This window comes from Fluviibacter sp. (assembly GCF_057744235.1).
This window is the reverse complement of sequence record NZ_JBIJFP010000009.1, coordinates 25,294-43,486: the sequence shown is the minus strand read 5'-3', so window position 1 is coordinate 43,486 and position 18,193 is coordinate 25,294. Positions and strand designations below refer to the sequence as shown.

The window sequence follows — 18,193 nt, the reverse complement described above, 5'->3', positions numbered from 1 at the left end:
AAACATGAGCTTCCCCCAAGACACGCCCACCCTTAAAAACAACCACCGCCCCCTGATTCTGGGCTCCAGCTCCGCATATCGTCGCGCCTTACTGGAGCGACTAGGCATGCCTTTTAGCGTGACCAGCCCCGATATTGACGAAACCCCCCTGCCCGGCGAACACCCTGCTGCCACGGCACGCCGACTGGCCCGTGAAAAAGCCAGGACCGTCGCCCAACAGCTCCCTGAGAGCCAGAGAAAATCACTGATTATCGGCAGCGATCAGGTTGCCGTTATGGGCGACCGTGTCTTTGGCAAACCCGGCAACCATGAAAAAGCAGTGGCGCAGCTGCAGACACTCAGTGGCCAAACGGTGGTTTTTGAAACAGCGCTCTGTCTTTACGACGCACACAGCGGGGAAGTCCACGAAGAACTGGTCAGTACCGAAGTTGAGTTCAGAACACTATCACTTGAAGAAATCGAGGCCTATCTGACTCGGGAACCCGCCTACGATTGCGCCGGTTCTGCCAAATCAGAGGCGCTGGGGATTGCCTTGCTGGATCGCCTGAGCGGTGACGACCCTACGGCCCTCGTTGGCCTTCCGCTAATTGCCCTTTGCCGCTTGCTGCGCCGGGCAGGCCTGAACCCGTTGCTGGCGACACCCGTATGAGCATGCAGCAACCCCTACCGGGACTGCACCTGATTCCGGTGCCACTCTCTGACCTCACTGACGCTGACCCTAATCACGCACTGCCAGCAGCCGTCCTACAAAAAACACGAGAATTACGTCATTTCGTCGTGGAAAACGCCAAAAGCGCCCGCGCTTTTCTCAAAACCGTCCAGATGCCCGTGCCGATAGCGGATTTGGAGATCCGTGAATTACCCGGACGCGGGAAAATGGGCAAATCAACCGCTAAATCCGCTGATTGGGAGGCACTTCTGGCCCCCATTCATCACGGACATGCCATCGGCCTGCTCTCTGAAGCCGGTTGCCCAGCGGTTGCCGACCCGGGTGCAGAACTGGTGCAACATGCTCATCAGCAGCATATTCCCGTTATCCCCCATATCGGACCATCCTCGATCCTGCTGGCCCTAATGGGCTCCGGGCTGGGGGGGCAGCATTTTGCCTTTCATGGCTATCTGCCTCAGGATGAAGCAGCGCGCAAACAGAGCATCGCCAGACTCGAGGAAGCGTCATGCCGTCTGAAGCAAACGCAAATCGTCATTGAAACCCCCTACCGCAACCGGATTTTTTTCCAGAGTCTACTAAACAGCCTGAAACCGGACACCCAACTCTGCGTTGCCGCTGATCTGACGCAGCAGGAACAATTCCTTAAAACACAATCTGTTGGTGCCTGGAAAAACAGCGAAGCACCCATGCTAGACAAACGTCCTGCTGTTTTTTTATTCAAACGTTAACAGATGGTTAGCCGTTATACTTAATCCAGTTTGACATTTCATGAATTGATCCAACCACGCCCACAGGCGAACACGCCTGGAGTGCATCCAGCGGGTGCGCGCCATGGGTCACGGCCAGACCATGCGCCCCGGCATTCCGAGCCATCAGCAAATCATGAGTGGTATCCCCGATCATCAGCGTCCGCTCTGGCGGCACCGCAAACTGATCCATAATTTCTTCAAGCATCTGTGGGTGAGGTTTGCTCCGCGTTTCGTCTGCCGTTCTGGTGGTATCGAAATAGCGCCCCAGGCCACTGTGTCCCAGCGCCCGATTCAATCCCAGGCGGCTCTTTCCGGTAGCCACGGCAACCCAGCGGTTCTCTGCCTGCAGCTGCTGCAACAGAGGCTCCACACCGGCAAATAGGGTCAGCTCATGGTCGCCCGATAAATAATGTCGTCTGTACGCGTTTACCAGATCATCGTAATGCGCTTCAGGCAAATCAGGCACGGCATGTTTGAGGGCATCAACGAGGCCCATGCCGATCACATAACGGGCCCGTTCATCGCTAGGTTCGGCAGCGCCGACATCCCGACTCGCCGCCTGAATGGCACGGACAATGGCTGCGGTCGAATCGAGTAGCGTGCCATCCCAGTCAAAAACAACAAGATCATAGCGTGGTTTGTTCATCTGGATTATCAGGATTTGTTTGGTTCAATGGCCTGCAAAAAACCGGCCAGTGCATCAGGCAACGGGGCTTCTACTGACAGCGGTTCCCCGCTGACCGGGTGCTTGCAACGCATGCTGGCTGCATGCAGAAACATGCGTTCAAGACGCCGACTGGTAGTCAACGACTTATTCAACGCAAAATCACCATACTTGTCATCACCAACGATCGGGTACCCTAGGGCTGCCAGATGCACGCGGATCTGATGCGTCCGCCCGGTTTTAAGGCGCGCCTCAACAAGCGCGTAACCCGGATACTGGTGTTTTAGACGGAAATGCGTTTCGGCCGGTTTAACCTCCGGACTCTGTAAATCCCGCCCTTTCGCAATACGTACTCGGCGCTCCCCTTCCGGGGTCAGATATTTGTAGAGCGGCAGGGTGACTTGCAGTGACTTTTCTTTCCAGATGCCAGGCACCAGCGCCAGGTAACGTTTGTCGCCGCGCTGTTCACGGAACATGTCGTGTAAACCGACCAGCGCCGCCCGCTTCTTGGCAACCAGTAGCACCCCCGAGGTTTCACGATCCAGTCGATGCGCCAACTCCAGAAACCGCGCTTCCGGACGCTGGGCGCGCAAGGCCTCAATCAATCCCCAGGCCAGACCACTCCCGCCGTGAACGGCAATACCGCAAGGTTTATTGACTGCGATAATCGCATCATCCTCAAAGAGGACTGGCAAATCGATCAACGGCGCGATTGGCGGCTTGTCTTCGGAAAAATTATCCCGACGTACCGGTGGCAAGCGGAGCTCATCACCTTCGAATAAGCGCTGATCTGGCTGACATCGCCCGCCATTGATGCGCACTTCACCGCTACGGACAATACGATAAATTCGACTTTTGGGGACCCCTTTCAGGTGTCGCAACAGATAATTATCCAGACGTTGCCCAGCTTCTTCCTGCCCGATGATCCGCCGCTGTACGGTTGCCGTTGACGCATCGGTGTTTTTTCGAGGCAAGTATTCAGCATAAGCCGTTGATTTATTGGGGCTTGCGTAGACGCCCCCATGGCCCGGGGAAGTTTTTTTGCGGATTGGGCCCGAAGGCATTCTATTACTGCGTGACATACCTTATACTCTACACGTTTGTGCTGCCAGCTGGTCGCTTCTCAGGCTTTTGCCGGATCGATCTGCCCGGATTCCGACCCGAGATCGTCGATCCACGCGTTCGTGATTCGTGACCATCCGGTGCAGCCAAACCGGGCTATGACGACTGGCCCAGACGAACACAAGCAGCCGTCACCGACTGACATACGCCCGGCGTTTGCAGTCCCGAATGCAGCAACGGCAGGTTAACCATCTCGCGATGACGCCGACCTGCCGGTCTTAATCGGTCTACCTTGTCCGTACGTCCGGCTTGGGATCCAACAGGATATCCCCTGCCTCGCCCTGAGAGCACGCCGCGCGGCCCCGTCCACCGATTGCAGTTCTGACCCTGCCACGGGATTGTGTGTGCCGGTGCTTTTGGAGCACCCATTCATGAAACGCATGCTATTTAATGCGACGCAAGCGGAAGAGTTACGCGTCGCGATTGTCGAAGGCCAGAAACTCATCGACCTCGACATCGAGTCCGCATCCAAGGAACAACGCAAGAGCAACATTTACAAAGGGGTTATCACCCGTATCGAACCGTCGCTCGAAGCGGTGTTCGTTAATTACGGTGCTGACCGCCACGGCTTTCTGCCCTTCAAGGAAATCGCCCGCGAATACTACGCCCCCAATGGCGAAGGCAGCCGCGCCAAGATGCAGGAGACCCTGAAAGAAGGACAGGAGCTCATCGTTCAGGTCGATAAAGACGAACGTGGCAACAAGGGCGCCGCCCTCACGACCTACGTGTCTCTGGCTGGTCGTTATCTCGTACTGATGCCGAACAACCCGCGCGGCGGCGGCGTCTCCCGTCGTGTTGAAGGCGATGATCGCTCGGAACTGCGCGATGCCATGGCCCAGCTGACCGTACCGGAAGGCATGAGCCTGATCGCCCGTACCGCCGCTATCGGCCGCACAGCCGAAGAACTGCAATGGGATCTCAACTACCTGATGCAGCTATGGACCGCCATTGATTCGGTGGCCAAAGACAACACGGCACCGCTACTGATCTTCCAGGAAGGTAGTCTGGTCATTCGCGCAATCCGCGATTACTTCCAGCCGGATATCGGTGAAATCCTCATCGATACCGATGATATCTATGAGCAAGCCCTGGCGTTTATGAGCCAGGTGATGCCGAACAACGTCAATCGCGTTAAACGTTATCGCGATGATGTGCCCCTCTTCTCGCGCTTCCAGATCGAACACCAGATCGAATCGGCTTACGCCCGTCAGGTAAACCTACCGGCCGGCGGCGCCATTGTGATCGACCATACCGAAGCACTGGTATCCGTTGACGTGAACTCGGGTCGTTCGACCAAGGGTAGCGACATCGAAGAAACTGCGCTAAAGACCAACCTGGAAGCCGCCGATGAAATCGCCCGCCAGCTGCGTCTGCGCGACTTGGGCGGCCTGATCGTTATCGATTTCATCGACATGGAAAGCGCCCGCAATCAGCGCGAAGTCGAAAACCGCCTGCGTGACGCATTGCACCATGACCGCGCCCGTGTCCAGACCAGCAAGATCAGCCGCTTCGGCCTGCTGGAACTGTCACGCCAGCGTCTGCGTCCGGCTCTGGCAGAAACGTCTTACATCACCTGCCCGCGCTGTACCGGTACCGGCCATATCCGCTCGACCGAATCGGCCGCCCTGCATATCCTGCGCATCCTCGAAGAAGAGGCGATGAAGGAAAACACGGCCGCCGTTCATACGCAGGTTCCAGTGGATGTTGCCACCTTCCTGCTCAATGAAAAGCGTGCCGATATCCAGGCCATCGAGCTGCGTCACAAGATCACCATCCTGATCCTGCCAAACAAGCACCTTGAAACACCAGCACATCAGATCCAGCGTCTGCGTCACGACGAACTGAATCAGGATGATGTCCGTGAACCGTCTTACAAGATGGTGGATCTGACGATCAACGAACAACCGGCGTACACGGCCGAACAGCAGAAGCAGCAGAACCGTCAGCAGGCGGCCATTCGCAACATTGCACCGGCACAACCGGCTCCAATCTCGATGGAATCGACCACGCCACCGGAACCCATGCCGGAAGAAAAATCCGGTTTCATTTCCAAGCTGTTCAGCTGGTTGAGTGGTGACACTAAGAAAAAACCACCGGTAGAAACGGCTCGCCCGCGCGCAGCACGTGAACCACGCGAAGGCCGTGGTAATGGCCGCCGTCAAAGTGGTGATGGCGAAGGTCGTCAGGCTCGTGGCAACGGCCGTCGTCAGAATGCGGACGGCGAAGGTCGTCAGGGTCGTAGTGAGCGTAATGAACGATCGCCGCGCGGCGAAGGCCAGGAAGGCCGTCGCAGCAACCGTGGCGAGCGCAATGCCGCTACACAAGCCGAAGGCACCACCAGCGACGAAAATCAGACCAGCCAGGGTACGGGTAACAACCGTCGTCGTGGTGGTCGTAGTCGCGATAGCCGGAATGCCAACAGCGCGGAAACACCAAACACTACTGTTGAAGCTGTCACTGAAGCTACGGCACTGGACGGCACCGTCAACACGGAAGCCCAGGCTGAGGGCACCGGTAATGGTGGCAATAGTCGCCGCCGAGGTCGTCGTGGCGGTCGTCGTGAACGTGGTGACCGCCAGAACACCGTTACCGACAGCAATGTAGAAGCAGCCGAGGCTTCGGTAACAGTCGCAGAAAACATGGCCGTGGTCGTTGATACGGCACCCGTTCCGGTGCCAGTGATGGAGACCGTTCAGGCTGTACCTGCGCCAGCACCAGCCGCAGAACCGGTGGCAGAGACTCCGGCCCAGATCGCTGTCGCTGAAACACCCGCACCCGTTGCTGTTGAAGCCGCTGTAGTTAAAGTCGATACCGTACCGGTTGTTGAAGCGCCCGTAGCTGCAGTCGTTGCAGCACCGCCTCCGGTTGCAGCGCCAACCGCCCCGAGCCCTGTTGCTCTAGAAGCGATTGGTCTGCAGATGGTTGAGACGGATCCGAGCAAGCATGCAACGACGGCTGCAGCCCCGGCCGAAAAGCCGGTGCGCAAACCACGTGCACCGCGCGCAAAGCCGGTGATTACAGACGAACCGCTGCAGATGGTTGAAACCCGCAAGGACTAAATCGTCAGAACCTGCAACAACAGGCAACAAAAAACCGCGCAGCGATGCGCGGTTTTTTTTCATCGAGGAAATTGCTCTAGCCTGCTTTCAGACCGGCCCGCCCTGCCTTCGCCGTTGGCTCACGCTCACCGCGTTCACGGAGAATGCTATCGAGTAAACCCTCTGCAGCATCTTCGATCATGTCGAGCACCAGGTCAAAATCATGAGCAAGGCCGTAGTACGGATCAGGCACCTCGTCATCATCAAATTGACGCGCATAACCCATAAACAGCTTGAGCCGATGCAAACGGTTGGCCGGACAGAGCTTGCGCAACGATTCCAGATTGCTGCGATCCATGGCCAGCACCAGATCAAAATACTCCAGATCTTCCGGAGCTACCTTACGGGCACGAATCAGTGATAGATCGTATTTGCGCTCGGCCGCCGCGCGCTGAGTACGCGCATCCGGAGACTCACCCACGTGGTAACCATGGGTACCCGCCGAATCAATTTCCAGCTCACCCAGCAGTCCACGCTGACCGGCCAGCCTTCTGAAAACAGCCTCTGCGGTCGGCGACCTGCAGATATTTCCCATACACACGAACAATACTCTGGTCATTCGTCTCCCCCTTCCGAACGTCTGCCTTTCATTCGGCAACCTGACAAGTAATGAAGCGCTACAGGCTTCCTCAAACTTTGACACGCTGCTGTTGCCTCTGATGGGCATTCGCAAACACTCTTTTATATATTGTTCCATAATTAGGAAAGAATTGCACCGATAGAACCATTCTCACTGTCACCATGAACCAGAAAACCTTCGTTACCCTATTCTGCGTGCTGCTTTGCGCTTGCACCTCGGGGCCATTCAAGATCAACCAGTCCGGCCATGCCGCCGAGGTAGTTGATGAACGCCCCAAAACCGCATCCCATAAAACCGGCTTTCAGGTACTGATCATTCCCAGTGGTGCGGTATCGACCAGCGTGATCTCCGACAAAGCCGGTACCGCAGGCGGCATTCTGGGTAGCATGGTCGTCGGCCCCATCGCGGGTCTGGCTGGAAGCCTGGCAGGATCGACTGCAGGCAGCCATGCTGCTTCGGAGGCTGAAGCCAAGGCAACCCTCAAGGCAGAACGACAGGATATGGTGCAGGCGGTTAGCACTGCCAACCTGCCTGTCTATTTTGCCAACCGGATTGCCGATCAACTGCATGCCTGCGGTATCGACGCGGTGATCTACACGCAGGTACTTGACGCTAACAAAGTCAACTGGAGCCAGAGCAACCTGAATCTACCAGCCGGTTTTATAGAACAGGCCGCGCCCTACCGATTTTTCATGCAGGCAGGTGTGACCTCAGTACAGGTGAAATCCGGCCTGAAGGACAACACACTCGAAGGCGCCGCCTATGTCCGCGTTTATGAAACGCTCAGTCTGCGCCAGATCGGTCGCTATGCCGACAACACCGGAAAAACCGGTTCAGTGACGCTGCAGCAATTCAATGCTGCCGAACCTGACCGAATCCGTGAGCTGACGCAAGCCGCCAAAGACGTCAGTCAGTATCTGGCCAGCGGCATCGGCACCGACATCTGTAGCGTGATGCGCAAGTTCTAGTGTTCAATGCTTGATGGCTATTTAGGCGCTGCGCCAAATAGCTGCTCCTTGAGACGGAACAACTGATCGCGGACCTGTCCAGCTGCTTCAAATTCGAGATTTTTTGCATGCTTCTGCATGGCCTGTTCCAGCTTGCGGATTTCAGCAGCAACTTCCTTCTCGGACATGGCCTCATAGTTCTTCCGGGTCTGCGCCGCTTTACGGGCCGATACGGCATCACCGGACTCTGAGTAACCGGTGGCATAAACGCCGTCAATAATATCTTTGATCTTTTTCTGCACACCCCGCGGCACAATGCCATTGGCTGCGTTAAAGGCCAGTTGCTTGTGTCGACGACGTTCTGTTTCATCCATGGCTCGCCGCATGGAACCCGTGATCCGGTCGGCGTAAAGAATCGCCGTACCATTCAGGTGACGTGCTGCACGTCCGATTGTCTGAATTAGCGAAGTCTCCGAACGGAGAAAGCCTTCCTTGTCCGCATCCAGAATTGCGACCAGCGACACCTCGGGAATATCCAGACCTTCGCGCAGCAAGTTAATACCCACCACCACGTTAAATATCCCCAGACGCAGATCACGGATGATCTCCACACGCTCCACGGTATCGATATCCGAATGCAGATAACGGACCTTGATGCCGTTCTCGGTCAGATAATCTGTGAGGTCCTCTGACATGCGTTTGGTCAACGTGGTGACCAGAACCCGCTCATCGGCGGCCACCCGCTTACGGATTTCCCCCAGCAGGTTATCGACCTGGGTCATTGCCGGTCGGACCTCGACGACCGGGTCCACCAACCCCGTCGGGCGGACCACCTGTTCCACCACCTGGCTGGAACACTGCTTTTCATAATCGGCCGGCGTGGCCGTAACAAAGATCGACTGACGCATGCGTTGTTCGAACTCGTCAAATTTCAGCGGACGGTTATCGAGTGCCGATGGCAACCGGAAACCATAATTCACCAGATTCTCTTTACGGGAGCGGTCACCCCGGTACATACCGCCCACCTGACCAATCGCCACATGGGATTCGTCAATAAACAACAGTGCATTGGCTGGCAAATAATCAATCAGGGTTGGCGGCGGCTCTCCGGCCTTGCGCCCGGACAAATGTCGTGAATAGTTTTCAATCCCTTTGCAGAAACCTACCTCCGTGAGCATTTCGAGATCAAACTTGGTCCGCTGCTCCAGCCTCTGTGCTTCCACCAGTTTGGCTTCGGCCAGAAACGCCGCCCGTTGGCCATTGAGCTCTTCCTTGATGCCCTCAACGGCACGCAACACCGTGGCTCTTGGCGTCACATAGTGACTTGAAGGATATACCGTGAAACGGGACAAGCGCTGCCGTATTTCGCCGGTCAGTGGATCAAAGAGTTGCAGCCGTTCCACCTCATCATCAAACAGTTCGATACGCAGGGCATTTTCCGCATGTTCTGCCGGGAAAACATCGATGACGTCCCCGCGCACCCGAAACGTGCCGCGCTGAAAATCCATTTCATTGCGGGTGTACTGCATTTCCGCCAGACGCTTCAAGAGGTCACGCTGAGGGATCTTATCGCCCTCGCGCACGTGCATGATCATCTGGTGGTATTCGTCCCGGTCACCGATACCGTAGATACAGGAAACCGTTGCCACAATCACGCAATCGGTGCGCTCGATCAGGCTTTTGGTCGCCGATAGACGCATCTGCTCGATATGTTCGTTGATCGACGAATCCTTCTCGATAAAGAGATCCCGACTCGGCACGTAGGCTTCCGGCTGGTAATAATCGTAATAAGACACGAAGTACTCGACGGCGTTTTCCGGGAAGAACTCCTTGAACTCGGCATACAGCTGGGCAGCCAATGTTTTATTGGGTGCCAGCACCAGTGCCGGACGTCCACTGCGGGCAATCACGTTGGCCATAGTGTAGGTCTTGCCCGAGCCGGTGACTCCAAGCAGCGTCTGGAAAGAAAGGCCGCTATCCAGCCCGTCAACCAGCTGTTCTATGGCTGCCGGCTGATCTCCGGCTGGCGGAAACGGCTGGTGCAATCGAAACGGGCTACCCTCAAAGGACACCACGTTTGACGATGCACCTGAAGCCACTGCCAGTTCGGAAATCGTTGCATTTTTGGAAGTCATGAATCCATTCTCTGTCACAGCACATACAACGGCATAGAAACGCTATGCCATGTTAGAATTTTCAGGTTATGAGGTGCCCTAGAGCACAGTTTAACGCGTCAACCCTTATTTCCTCCAGCCGGTACAAGCCGGCGACCACCGGAGTTTTTATGTCCTCGATTTTTGCTGATGTCGCCCTCGCACCGCGCGACCCGATTCTCGGCCTGACCGAAGCCTTTAATGCCGATACACGTTCCACCAAGGTCAACCTTGGCGTCGGCGTCTACTACGATGATGAGGGCAAATTGCCCCTACTCAAGGCCGTTCGCGCAGCCGAAGAGGCCCGCATGAAGAACCCGCCGGCCCGCGGTTACCAGCCCATCGAAGGCTCGGTTGCCTACGACCAGGCTGTCCAGGCCCTGCTCTTCGGTCATGACACCCAGCTGCTGCGCGACAAGCGCGTCGTAACGGCTCAGGCGATTGGCGGCACCGGTGCTCTGAAGATCGGAGCAGACTATCTGAAGCGTCTGGTGCCGAACGCCACCGTCTACATCAGCGATCCGTCCTGGGAAAACCATCGTGCGCTGTTTGAGGCCGCCGATTTCCCGGTCAAGACCTATCGTTACTACGATGCCACCACCCGTGGCGTCAACTTCGAAGGCATGCTGGCCGATATCAATGGCATGGCCAAAGACTCGATCGTCCTGCTGCACGCCTGTTGCCATAATCCGACCGGTGCCGACCTCAGCAATGAGCAGTGGGATCAGGTCATCGAGGCTATCCGCGCCAAGGGGCTGATTGCCTTCCTCGACATGGCCTACCAGGGTTTTGCCGAAGGCATCCAGCCGGATGCTATCGTCCTCGACAAGTTTGCACACTCAGGTCTGCAGTTCCTGGTGTCGTCGTCATTCTCCAAGTCGTTCTCTCTGTACGGCGAGCGTGTCGGTGCACTGTCGATCGTGACCGAATCGTCGGACGAATCAGCTCGCGTCATGTCGCAGCTGAAGCGCGTCATCCGTACGAACTACTCCAACCCGCCGACGCACGGTGCTGCAGTGGTCGCTGCCGTACTGACCAGCCCAGAGCTGCGGGTTATGTGGGAAAAGGAACTGGCCGAAATGCGTGAGCGTATCCGCGCCATGCGTGTCGCACTGGTCGACAAGCTCAAGGCCAAGGGGGTCAAGCAGGATTTCAGCTTTGTGATCCAGCAGCGCGGCATGTTCTCGTACACCGGCCTGACAGCTGCCCAGGTCGACGTGCTGCGTGACCAGTACGGTATTTATGCTGTTTCGACCGGCCGTATCTGCCTTGCGGCGCTGAACAGCAAGAACATCGATGCCGTCGCTGATGCGATCGCAGCGGTTGTTGCCTGATCAGAGGCGCTGTCCCCTGCGAAAACGCACCTTCGGGTGCGTTTTTTTTGGCATTTATTACGGTGATGGTGGTCGCTTATACGGTTGCGAATGCCGCTGGTGCTTCTGCCAGTTCTGCAGATATTTTGCTGCCACATCCGGTGAATCGATGATCACCAGGTTTTCAGCATTGTTTTTCTCGGCCGCCTTCGTAAAATTGTAGCTGCCGGTAATCACCACCTTGCCGTCCACAATCATGATCTTGTTGTGGGCAATCGCGTGGCGATCATCGATGAGGGTTTCAACGCCCCCGTGACTGGTGAAATCCGCCGCCGAATATTTCTGGGTACGATGACTTTTATCGAGCAACACCACAACACGCACGCCACGGTGTTGCGCACTGACCAATGCAGCAGCGATTGCCGGATTGGTGAATGAATAGGCCTGGACAAGGATCGAGTCTTTAGCCCCCAGAAGCTGTTCGACAATAGCCGACTCGGCCGAATCACCTGGTGTGAAATACACCCGAATGTGAGTTTGCGGCACGAATACCGCCGGCTCTTTGCTGGATTGCGCCTGCGTGATCGGGCTGAGGAACGCCAGAACGGCCAGTAGTAGACCGGCTATCCGGTACGGACGACCCAACACCGCCATTACCTGTTGCCCTGAAGCACAACTCCGGTCTGTACAGCAGACTCCGCACTGCTCGATTCATCCTCGTTGGCTTCATCCTCATTCAACGCCTGCGCGTGTGCCAGACCAATCTGGATCTGTGCTTTCATGATTTTTTCGGCAATATCGGTGTTCTGGGTCTTCAGTGCCCAATCCACGGCACTTTCGCCATTGCGTGTCCAGGTTGGGTCTGCGCCGGCTGCCAACAAACGATCCACCATGGCTTCTTGACCCTGCTCGGCCGCAAACATCAGCGCGGTTGCATGGTTCGGATTTACGGCATTGGGTTCGGCACCCTTATCCATCAGAAAAGTGAAAACCGGTAACTGCTTGCTGAACACAGCGTAGGTCAATGGCTGCCAGCCCTGCCGACGAGTGACCGGTACGCCTCGCGCCACAAGACTTTGCACAATCGACAGGCTCCCCTTGAGGGCGGCATAGTTGAGCGCATCATCCCCTACCTTATTACGAATGGTCGGATCAGCACCACCCTGGAGCAGTGCATCGGCGGCCGCCGGGCTCATATTGGCTGCGGCATGAATCAACAACGTATTCCCTTCCCGATCGACGTAGTTCGGGTTGAATCCGGCTTTAAGGCCTTCCCGGATCGTTGCCGGATCATCCTTCTTCGCGGCCATGACCATGTCGTCGGTCGTTGGCCCAGCATAGACACAGGCAGAGGCAACCAGCAGGCAGCCGATCAACAAGCGTTTGAAGATCATAACCCGACCCTCGGCCCGAGAACCGCAGCAGCAGCGGGAAAGAGTTTCAGGAAGTTACGACTACTGGCTTCGGCAACATCGGCAAAGGGTATCTGGCGTAAATCGGCAATCGCTTCTGCGACATGACGAACATAAGCGGGTTCGTTGGGCTTGCCGCGATAGGGCACCGGCGCCAGATAGGGCGCATCGGTTTCAACGAGCAATCGATCCAGTGGCACCCGGCGTGCCACATCATGCACCTGCGCTGCCTTCTTGAAACTGACAATACCTGATAACGATATGTAAAAACCCAGATCCATGGCGGCTTCAGCCACCTCAAACGATTCAGTAAAGCAATGCAGAATGCCGCCGACCGCTTCGGCCCCCTCTTCCTTCAGGATTCGCAGCGTATCGTCTGCGGCTTCACGGGTATGGATTACCAAAGGCTTATTCAGTTGCCGAGCGGCACGGATGTGGGCACGGAATCGCTCGCGCTGCCATTCTGGCTGATCCTTGTGCCAGTGATAATCCAGCCCTGTTTCTCCAATCGCCAGTACCTTGGGATGTTGGCCCAGCGTACAGAGGGTTTCGACATCCGGTTCCTGGTGATCGGCATACTCCGGATGCACACCCACCGACGCGAAAATCTGTTCATGCGCTTCGGCAATGGCGAGGACCTGCGGCGCTTCTTCCAGCGTGACCCCGATGGTCATACAGCCGCCGACATCATTGACGGCCATGGCAGCCATTACCTCGGGCAAGCGGTTGGCAAGGCCATCAAAATCCAGGTGACAGTGGGAATCGATCAGTTGGGTCATAAGATTCAGGCAGATGGTTCGTAGAGGTCGAGCGTGCGGGAAAAAACGGATTCGAGAAACAGGCGGATGTTCAGTGGATGACCACAGAGGCGACGCGCTTCCAGCAGAACCTCCGGGTAATGACTCAGACGATCATCGTTGAGACCGCTGGCCAGTTTTTGAAAAACAGCCGCATGTTCAGGGAACACGATTGGTGCAGCACCCAGTCGTACTAGCTGCAGATCCAGCGCCCAGCGTTGCATCCAGTCGATCAACAGAGCCAGCCGGGTTCCGGACAAGTCGCCCTTGACCAGGGCCTCACAGCTTTTAGCCAGGGCCAGCGCATCCATTCGGGGCCCCTGCATCAGCTGAGATAACAATGCATCGATCAGCGAGGTTTCGACAATGGCGTCATCAGTGGCTGCCGGGCGCTTTTCGGCAGCGGTCGCGAGAGCCATGGCAAAGCGCAGTGCGCCGGCACACCGATTCAGCCAGAGGTTCCCATCTTTCAATGGTGGCGTCATTGCTGCAAAAACCTGCAGCGCCGCCTGGCGACTGGGGACGCCTAGCGGCACCGCACGCGTCCGGCTACGGACGGTAGGCAACAATCGTTCCGCCGCATGACTTACCAGTAGAAAATGCACGCCGGTAGGCGGTTCTTCGAGGGACTTCAGCAGCGCATTGGCGGTGGCCTCGTTCATCGCCTCGGCAGGTTCGATCACTATGACTCGCCGGCCACGATGACTGCCCACCTGAATAAAGGCTTCAAGTCCACGCACCTGATCAATACGGATCTGTTCACTCTTTTTACGATCCGCCTTGGCCGAGGCCGGTTTGTCGGTTTCCGATTCCGTTGTCAGTTCTTCGAACGCCTCGGGACGCACACGACGAAAATCCGGGTGATTACCGGAAGCATGCCAGGTACAGGAAGTACAGTGACCGCAGGCACGGCCATCAGACTGCGGCTGATCGCACAACAGACTGGCAGCTAGGGATTCGGCAAAATCCAGCTTACCGATCCCGGCCGGGCCCGAGAGCAGCAAGGCATGAGACAGACGGTCACGTGCCAGATCCGCCTGAATCTGTGCCCAGGCGTTTGAATGCAGTTCGACCCAGTCAATCATCCGTCTATAAATCCGAAAGTGCATCCAGGATCTGTAGGCGCACGGCATCCATCGGGATATCGGATGCCACCAGACGAATCCGGGCCGGATACTGAGCGGCACGCTGATGATAGGCATCGCGCACGCGCTGATGGAAGTCACTGGCTTCCCGCTCGAAGCGATCCAGTATCCGCGTGTCATGCAAACGCGCCTGCGCGGTCTCGACTGATACATCAAACAACAGTGTACGATCGGGTTGCAGCCCCTCCTGCACCCACGATTCCAGTGCCGTAAACTTGCTTTCAGCCACGCCACGGCCACCCACCTGGTAGGCATAGGTGGCATCCGAGAAACGATCTGAAATCACCCAGACACCCTGCGCCAGGGCCGGGCGTATCACCGATGAGAGATGCTCCGCCCGCGCCGCAAACATCAGCATCATTTCCGTTTCCGGGGCCATCGGCTCGTTGAGCAGCAGGTTGCGTAAAGATTCACCAAGCGGGGTTCCCCCCGGCTCACGCGTCACCACCACGGCATGACCGGCGGCGGTCAGATATTCGCGCAGCCATTCGATATGCGAACTTTTGCCGGCACCATCAATGCCTTCTACTGAAATAAAGCGTCCTGTGGATTTTGCGTCCATGCGCACTACCTGCCTCGCTGAAATTGATTAACGGCCTGATTATGCGCATCGAGCGTGGCCGAAAACTGACTGCTTCCGTCACCCCGGGCGACAAAATACAGGGCATCGGTTTTAGCCGGATGGGCAGCGGCCTGCAGTGATGCCAGACCCGGCATACAGATCGGCGTCGGTGGTAATCCGGCTCGGGTATAAGTGTTGTGGGGCGTATCCCGTTGCAGATCCGCCTTGCGCAGATTTCCGTCAAATCCAGCACCGAGGCCATAAATCACGGTCGGGTCTGTCTGCAGGCGCATGCCCTTGCGTAGACGGTTAATGAACACACCGGCAATCTGGGTGCGATCTGCAGCGGCACCGGTTTCCTTCTCCACAATGGATGCCAGAATCAACAGTTCAGAGGGCGTCTTCAGCGGCAAACCGGGCTCACGAGCATTCCAGACCATGGTCAACTGCTTCTGCATGGCGCGGTTGGCACGCACCAGCAACTCCAGATCTTCCGAGCGCTTGTCAAAGCGGTAGGTATCGGGAAAAAACCAACCTTCCGGCGATTGCCCAGCCATCCCGAGCCTGTCCATGATGGCGGCATCCGTCATATCCCGAGTCAGATGCACCAGCGCTGGCTGGGCATTCAGTTTAGCCCGCAACTCACGGAAATTCGACCCTTCGACGAGCAGCAGATCCGCCTGGCTGGTATCCCCACTCGATAGCTTACGGAGCATAGCCCACAGGCTGATGCCATGATCGAATTCGTAGCTGCCGGCCTTGATGGACGACGCCAAGCCGGCGACCCGACCCACCCCACTGATAACCCAGGCGGGCACACCAACGCCACCATCATGCAACGTCTGGGCGGCCACCTTGAGCGATGCGCCGGCCGGCACACGGACCAGCAACTTGGGCTCTGCCAGCGATACCGGCCAGAGATGCACTATCAGCATGCCAATCACGGCAAGCAGTGCTGCAGCGGCGAAGAATTTGGCCAAATATTTCATAGACCATTATGATACCAACCCTACCCTCCAAGCTCTGAAGCTTTCTGCCCTTAAATCGACCCGGCGCGCCCTTATGACCACCGCACAACTGATCCCGCTCCCCCACCTGGCTATTCTGGATATTTCAGGCGAAGACGCCCAGACTTTCCTGCAGAATCAGGTACCCAGCGATATTCGTCTGCTGAGCCCCGAAAAAGCCCAGATTTCCGGCTGGTGTACCGCCAAAGGCCGTTTGCTCACGACCTTTGTTATCTGGCCGCAGAATGGTGGCTATCGACTGGTACTGGCGGCTGATGTGCGCGACAGCATTGCCAAGCGCCTAAAAATGTATGTGCTTCGCCTGAAGGTACAGATTCACGTATCAGAGGACCAGGTTTTTGGCCTGCTGAATCTTGCGACGTCGCTCGGCGCACTCAAGCTGCCCACCGAAGATTGGCAGTTGGTCACACAGATTTCAACGACGGGCGATATCAATGCCGTCCGGCTGGATGCTACCCGCTGCCTGCTCACCGGCCCGGCCAGTGGTTTTGCAATCCTATCGGGTGAATTTGCCTTGGGCAGCTCGCAAGACTGGTTGCGATCCGATATTGCGCAGGGCTTCCCGCTCGTGAGCCTGGCCACCAGCGAGCACTATGTGCCACAAATGGTGAACCTGGATAAACTGGGCGGTGTGAGTTTCAAGAAAGGCTGTTATCCGGGCCAGGAAATTGTTGCGCGGACCCACTATCTAGGCAAGATCAAACGTCATTTATATCGCGTGAGCGCTTCAGAAGCGCTGCATGCGGGTCAGGAGGTCCGTGCGACGGCGCTGAATGGTCAGAGTTGTGGCAGTCTTGTCACGGTCGCCCCGTCAGCGGATGGCCAATCATGGCTCGCTTTGGCAGTTCTGCAGGAAGATGCGGCCGAAGGCGCCATTTACTGCCAGAAAGAGAACGATGCGGCAGCAATCCCCCTGCACCTCTCCGGCCTGGTGTAAAGGCAGCGTTTTAGCTCAGTCTTCGTCAATGATGACCGGTGTACCCACGGTTACCCGGTCAAACAGATCCACCATGTCGGTATTGCGCATGCGAATACAGCCATGCGAACCAGGCACCCCCAGTGTTACGGAATCCGGTGTGCCATGGATGTACACATAGCGGCGCATGGTATCCACCTGTCCACCCCGGTTTTTACCCGGCTCCTCGCCACATAACCAGAGAATTCGCGTCAGAATCCAGTCGCGGTCGGGCTGAGCCTGCATCAGTTCCGGAGTACAGACCTCCCCGGTCGGGCGACGGCCGCGTAGCACGGCCCCCAGCGGGAGCCCATCGCCAATACGAGCGCGAATCCGATGCTGTCCCCGCGGTGTCTGATAACTCCCCATCTGTTCACCCACGCCCTTGGCCGCCGACGAAATGGTATAAGCCTTGATCACCTGACCATCATCGCGCAGAAGCTGGAGTGTCTGACGGGCCACCGAAATTTCAATCCGCATCGACCTCTCCTGTCCACAAGCCATCAGCCATCGTCCGTTCATCCGCTTTCAAGGCGCGGGCTTCTGCCCGACGCCGACGGAAAAATGCGGACACGGTCTCAGCACAATCAACTGCCAGAACACCCCCTTCGATTTGTGCATGATGGTTCAATCGGGGCTCGGCAAACAGATCAACGACACTGCCGCAGGCACCGGTCTTTGGCTCAGTGGTGCCGAATACCACTCGGGCAATCCGCGCATGCTGAATCGCCCCGGCGCACATGGCACAGGGCTCTACGGTCACATATAGGGTACAGCCTGGCAGTCGGTAATTGCCCAGGCGTTGTGCTGCATCGCGCAAGGCCATGACCTCGGCATGTGCCGTCGGGTCATGCCGACCAATCGGCTGGTTGAAACCCTGACCCACGACACGTCCATCCCAAACCACCACGGCACCCACCGGCACTTCATTATGCGATGCACCCTGGCGCGCCAGATCCAGCGCCAGCTGCATGAATCCGATATCTTCAGAAGCCATC

Annotated in this window: 18 protein-coding genes; 6 read left to right on the top strand and 12 right to left on the bottom strand. The window is 57.0% G+C overall.

What is annotated here, in order from left to right; genetic code table 11:
* Nucleotides 1-4: 4 nt before the first annotated feature.
* Both AC3GOJ_RS06380 and AC3GOJ_RS06375 read left to right on the top strand, forming a co-directional pair.
* Nucleotides 5-649: a Maf family nucleotide pyrophosphatase gene (locus tag AC3GOJ_RS06380; RefSeq protein WP_488236634.1), complete on the top strand. Its 645-nt coding sequence runs from the start codon at nucleotides 5-7 to the stop codon at nucleotides 647-649.
* Nucleotides 646-1,398, top strand: coding sequence for an SAM-dependent methyltransferase (locus tag AC3GOJ_RS06375; RefSeq protein WP_488236633.1), 753 nt, complete (start codon nucleotides 646-648; stop codon nucleotides 1,396-1,398). Before AC3GOJ_RS06380 ends, AC3GOJ_RS06375 begins: the two co-directional genes overlap by 4 nt.
* A 7-nt stretch (nucleotides 1,399-1,405) precedes the next feature.
* Here the strand turns inward: AC3GOJ_RS06375 and AC3GOJ_RS06370 are convergent, their stop codons facing one another.
* Both AC3GOJ_RS06370 and AC3GOJ_RS06365 read right to left on the bottom strand, forming a co-directional pair.
* Nucleotides 1,406-2,065: an HAD-IA family hydrolase gene (locus AC3GOJ_RS06370; RefSeq protein ID WP_488236632.1), complete on the bottom strand. Its 660-nt coding sequence runs from the start codon at nucleotides 2,063-2,065 to the stop codon at nucleotides 1,406-1,408.
* Nucleotides 2,066-2,073: 8 nt separating this feature from the next.
* On the bottom strand, nucleotides 2,074-3,057 hold the full coding sequence (locus AC3GOJ_RS06365; RefSeq protein ID WP_488236631.1) for an RluA family pseudouridine synthase: 984 nt from the start codon (nucleotides 3,055-3,057) through the stop codon (nucleotides 2,074-2,076).
* Nucleotides 3,058-3,576: 519 nt separating this feature from the next.
* Between AC3GOJ_RS06365 and AC3GOJ_RS06360 the strand changes: the two genes are divergently transcribed.
* Nucleotides 3,577-6,264 carry an Rne/Rng family ribonuclease gene (locus AC3GOJ_RS06360; RefSeq protein ID WP_488236630.1) on the top strand — a complete coding sequence of 896 codons (2,688 nt, stop codon included), beginning with the start codon at nucleotides 3,577-3,579 and terminating at the stop codon, nucleotides 6,262-6,264.
* 76 nt (nucleotides 6,265-6,340) lie between these two features.
* Here the strand turns inward: AC3GOJ_RS06360 and AC3GOJ_RS06355 are convergent, their stop codons facing one another.
* The gene (locus AC3GOJ_RS06355) at nucleotides 6,341-6,862 is read right to left on the bottom strand and encodes a low molecular weight protein-tyrosine-phosphatase (protein WP_488236629.1); all 522 of its coding nucleotides are present in this window, start codon (nucleotides 6,860-6,862) and stop codon (nucleotides 6,341-6,343) included.
* A gap of 182 nt (nucleotides 6,863-7,044) precedes the next feature.
* Between AC3GOJ_RS06355 and AC3GOJ_RS06350 the strand changes: the two genes are divergently transcribed.
* Complete coding sequence (locus AC3GOJ_RS06350) at nucleotides 7,045-7,851, top strand: hypothetical protein (protein WP_488236628.1); 807 nt, start codon at nucleotides 7,045-7,047, stop codon at nucleotides 7,849-7,851.
* A 17-nt stretch (nucleotides 7,852-7,868) separates the two neighbouring features.
* On the opposite strand, the gene uvrB is transcribed toward AC3GOJ_RS06350, so the two are convergent.
* The gene (uvrB, locus tag AC3GOJ_RS06345) at nucleotides 7,869-9,965 is read right to left on the bottom strand and encodes an excinuclease ABC subunit UvrB (RefSeq protein WP_488236627.1); all 2,097 of its coding nucleotides are present in this window, start codon (nucleotides 9,963-9,965) and stop codon (nucleotides 7,869-7,871) included.
* A 149-nt stretch (nucleotides 9,966-10,114) separates the two neighbouring features.
* Here uvrB and AC3GOJ_RS06340 point away from each other — a divergent pair, with 149 nt between their 5' ends.
* Nucleotides 10,115-11,317 carry an amino acid aminotransferase gene (locus AC3GOJ_RS06340; RefSeq protein ID WP_488236626.1) on the top strand — a complete coding sequence of 401 codons (1,203 nt, stop codon included), beginning with the start codon at nucleotides 10,115-10,117 and terminating at the stop codon, nucleotides 11,315-11,317.
* 57 nt (nucleotides 11,318-11,374) lie between these two features.
* Here AC3GOJ_RS06340 and AC3GOJ_RS06335 read toward each other — a convergent pair whose 3' ends face one another.
* From AC3GOJ_RS06335 to mltG, 6 genes are read right to left on the bottom strand one after another with little or no spacing between them, the layout of a single operon-like run.
* Nucleotides 11,375-11,944: a phospholipase D family nuclease gene (locus AC3GOJ_RS06335; protein ID WP_488236625.1), complete on the bottom strand. Its 570-nt coding sequence runs from the start codon at nucleotides 11,942-11,944 to the stop codon at nucleotides 11,375-11,377.
* A gap of 5 nt (nucleotides 11,945-11,949) precedes the next feature.
* Complete coding sequence (locus tag AC3GOJ_RS06330) at nucleotides 11,950-12,690, bottom strand: ankyrin repeat domain-containing protein (protein WP_488236624.1); 741 nt, start codon at nucleotides 12,688-12,690, stop codon at nucleotides 11,950-11,952.
* Nucleotides 12,687-13,487 carry a TatD family hydrolase gene (locus AC3GOJ_RS06325; RefSeq protein WP_488236623.1) on the bottom strand — a complete coding sequence of 267 codons (801 nt, stop codon included), beginning with the start codon at nucleotides 13,485-13,487 and terminating at the stop codon, nucleotides 12,687-12,689. The genes AC3GOJ_RS06330 and AC3GOJ_RS06325 overlap by 4 nt, the downstream gene beginning before the upstream one ends.
* A gap of 5 nt (nucleotides 13,488-13,492) precedes the next feature.
* The gene (holB, locus tag AC3GOJ_RS06320) at nucleotides 13,493-14,590 is read right to left on the bottom strand and encodes a DNA polymerase III subunit delta' (protein ID WP_488236622.1); all 1,098 of its coding nucleotides are present in this window, start codon (nucleotides 14,588-14,590) and stop codon (nucleotides 13,493-13,495) included.
* A 4-nt stretch (nucleotides 14,591-14,594) separates the two neighbouring features.
* Nucleotides 14,595-15,212 carry a dTMP kinase gene (gene tmk, locus AC3GOJ_RS06315; protein WP_488236621.1) on the bottom strand — a complete coding sequence of 206 codons (618 nt, stop codon included), beginning with the start codon at nucleotides 15,210-15,212 and terminating at the stop codon, nucleotides 14,595-14,597.
* A 5-nt stretch (nucleotides 15,213-15,217) separates the two neighbouring features.
* Entirely contained in the window at nucleotides 15,218-16,201 is a 984-nt protein-coding gene (gene mltG, locus AC3GOJ_RS06310; protein WP_488236620.1) for an endolytic transglycosylase MltG, read from the bottom strand.
* 73 nt (nucleotides 16,202-16,274) lie between these two features.
* Between mltG and ygfZ the strand changes: the two genes are divergently transcribed.
* Nucleotides 16,275-17,177, top strand: coding sequence for a CAF17-like 4Fe-4S cluster assembly/insertion protein YgfZ (ygfZ, locus tag AC3GOJ_RS06305; protein ID WP_488236619.1), 903 nt, complete (start codon nucleotides 16,275-16,277; stop codon nucleotides 17,175-17,177).
* Between the two features lie 15 nt (nucleotides 17,178-17,192).
* Here ygfZ and AC3GOJ_RS06300 read toward each other — a convergent pair whose 3' ends face one another.
* Together AC3GOJ_RS06300 and tadA are read right to left on the bottom strand one after the other, a co-directional pair.
* Complete coding sequence (locus tag AC3GOJ_RS06300) at nucleotides 17,193-17,675, bottom strand: L,D-transpeptidase family protein (protein WP_488236618.1); 483 nt, start codon at nucleotides 17,673-17,675, stop codon at nucleotides 17,193-17,195.
* Nucleotides 17,665-18,192, bottom strand: coding sequence for a tRNA adenosine(34) deaminase TadA (tadA, locus tag AC3GOJ_RS06295; protein ID WP_488236617.1), 528 nt, complete (start codon nucleotides 18,190-18,192; stop codon nucleotides 17,665-17,667). Before tadA ends, AC3GOJ_RS06300 begins: the two co-directional genes overlap by 11 nt.
* Nucleotide 18,193: the final 1 nt, after the last annotated feature.

Bases quoted from the DNA above. Each gene is read 5' to 3' on its own strand.
- AC3GOJ_RS06380 (WP_488236634.1), top strand. From the start codon at position 5: ATGAGCTTCCCCCAAGACACGCCCACCCTTAAAAACAACCACCGCCCC.
- AC3GOJ_RS06375 (WP_488236633.1), top strand. From the start codon at position 646: ATGAGCATGCAGCAACCCCTACCGGGACTGCACCTGATTCCGGTGCCA.
- AC3GOJ_RS06370 (WP_488236632.1), bottom strand. From the start codon at position 2,065: ATGAACAAACCACGCTATGATCTTGTTGTTTTTGACTGGGATGGCACG.
- AC3GOJ_RS06360 (WP_488236630.1), top strand. From the start codon at position 3,577: ATGAAACGCATGCTATTTAATGCGACGCAAGCGGAAGAGTTACGCGTC.
- AC3GOJ_RS06355 (WP_488236629.1), bottom strand. From the start codon at position 6,862: ATGACCAGAGTATTGTTCGTGTGTATGGGAAATATCTGCAGGTCGCCG.
- AC3GOJ_RS06350 (WP_488236628.1), top strand. From the start codon at position 7,045: ATGAACCAGAAAACCTTCGTTACCCTATTCTGCGTGCTGCTTTGCGCT.
- uvrB (WP_488236627.1), bottom strand. From the start codon at position 9,965: ATGACTTCCAAAAATGCAACGATTTCCGAACTGGCAGTGGCTTCAGGT.
- AC3GOJ_RS06340 (WP_488236626.1), top strand. From the start codon at position 10,115: ATGTCCTCGATTTTTGCTGATGTCGCCCTCGCACCGCGCGACCCGATT.
- AC3GOJ_RS06330 (WP_488236624.1), bottom strand. From the start codon at position 12,690: ATGATCTTCAAACGCTTGTTGATCGGCTGCCTGCTGGTTGCCTCTGCC.
- AC3GOJ_RS06325 (WP_488236623.1), bottom strand. From the start codon at position 13,487: ATGACCCAACTGATCGATTCCCACTGTCACCTGGATTTTGATGGCCTT.
- holB (WP_488236622.1), bottom strand. From the start codon at position 14,590: ATGATTGACTGGGTCGAACTGCATTCAAACGCCTGGGCACAGATTCAG.
- tmk (WP_488236621.1), bottom strand. From the start codon at position 15,212: ATGGACGCAAAATCCACAGGACGCTTTATTTCAGTAGAAGGCATTGAT.
- mltG (WP_488236620.1), bottom strand. From the start codon at position 16,201: ATGAAATATTTGGCCAAATTCTTCGCCGCTGCAGCACTGCTTGCCGTG.
- ygfZ (WP_488236619.1), top strand. From the start codon at position 16,275: ATGACCACCGCACAACTGATCCCGCTCCCCCACCTGGCTATTCTGGAT.
- AC3GOJ_RS06300 (WP_488236618.1), bottom strand. From the start codon at position 17,675: ATGCGGATTGAAATTTCGGTGGCCCGTCAGACACTCCAGCTTCTGCGC.
- tadA (WP_488236617.1), bottom strand. From the start codon at position 18,192: ATGGCTTCTGAAGATATCGGATTCATGCAGCTGGCGCTGGATCTGGCG.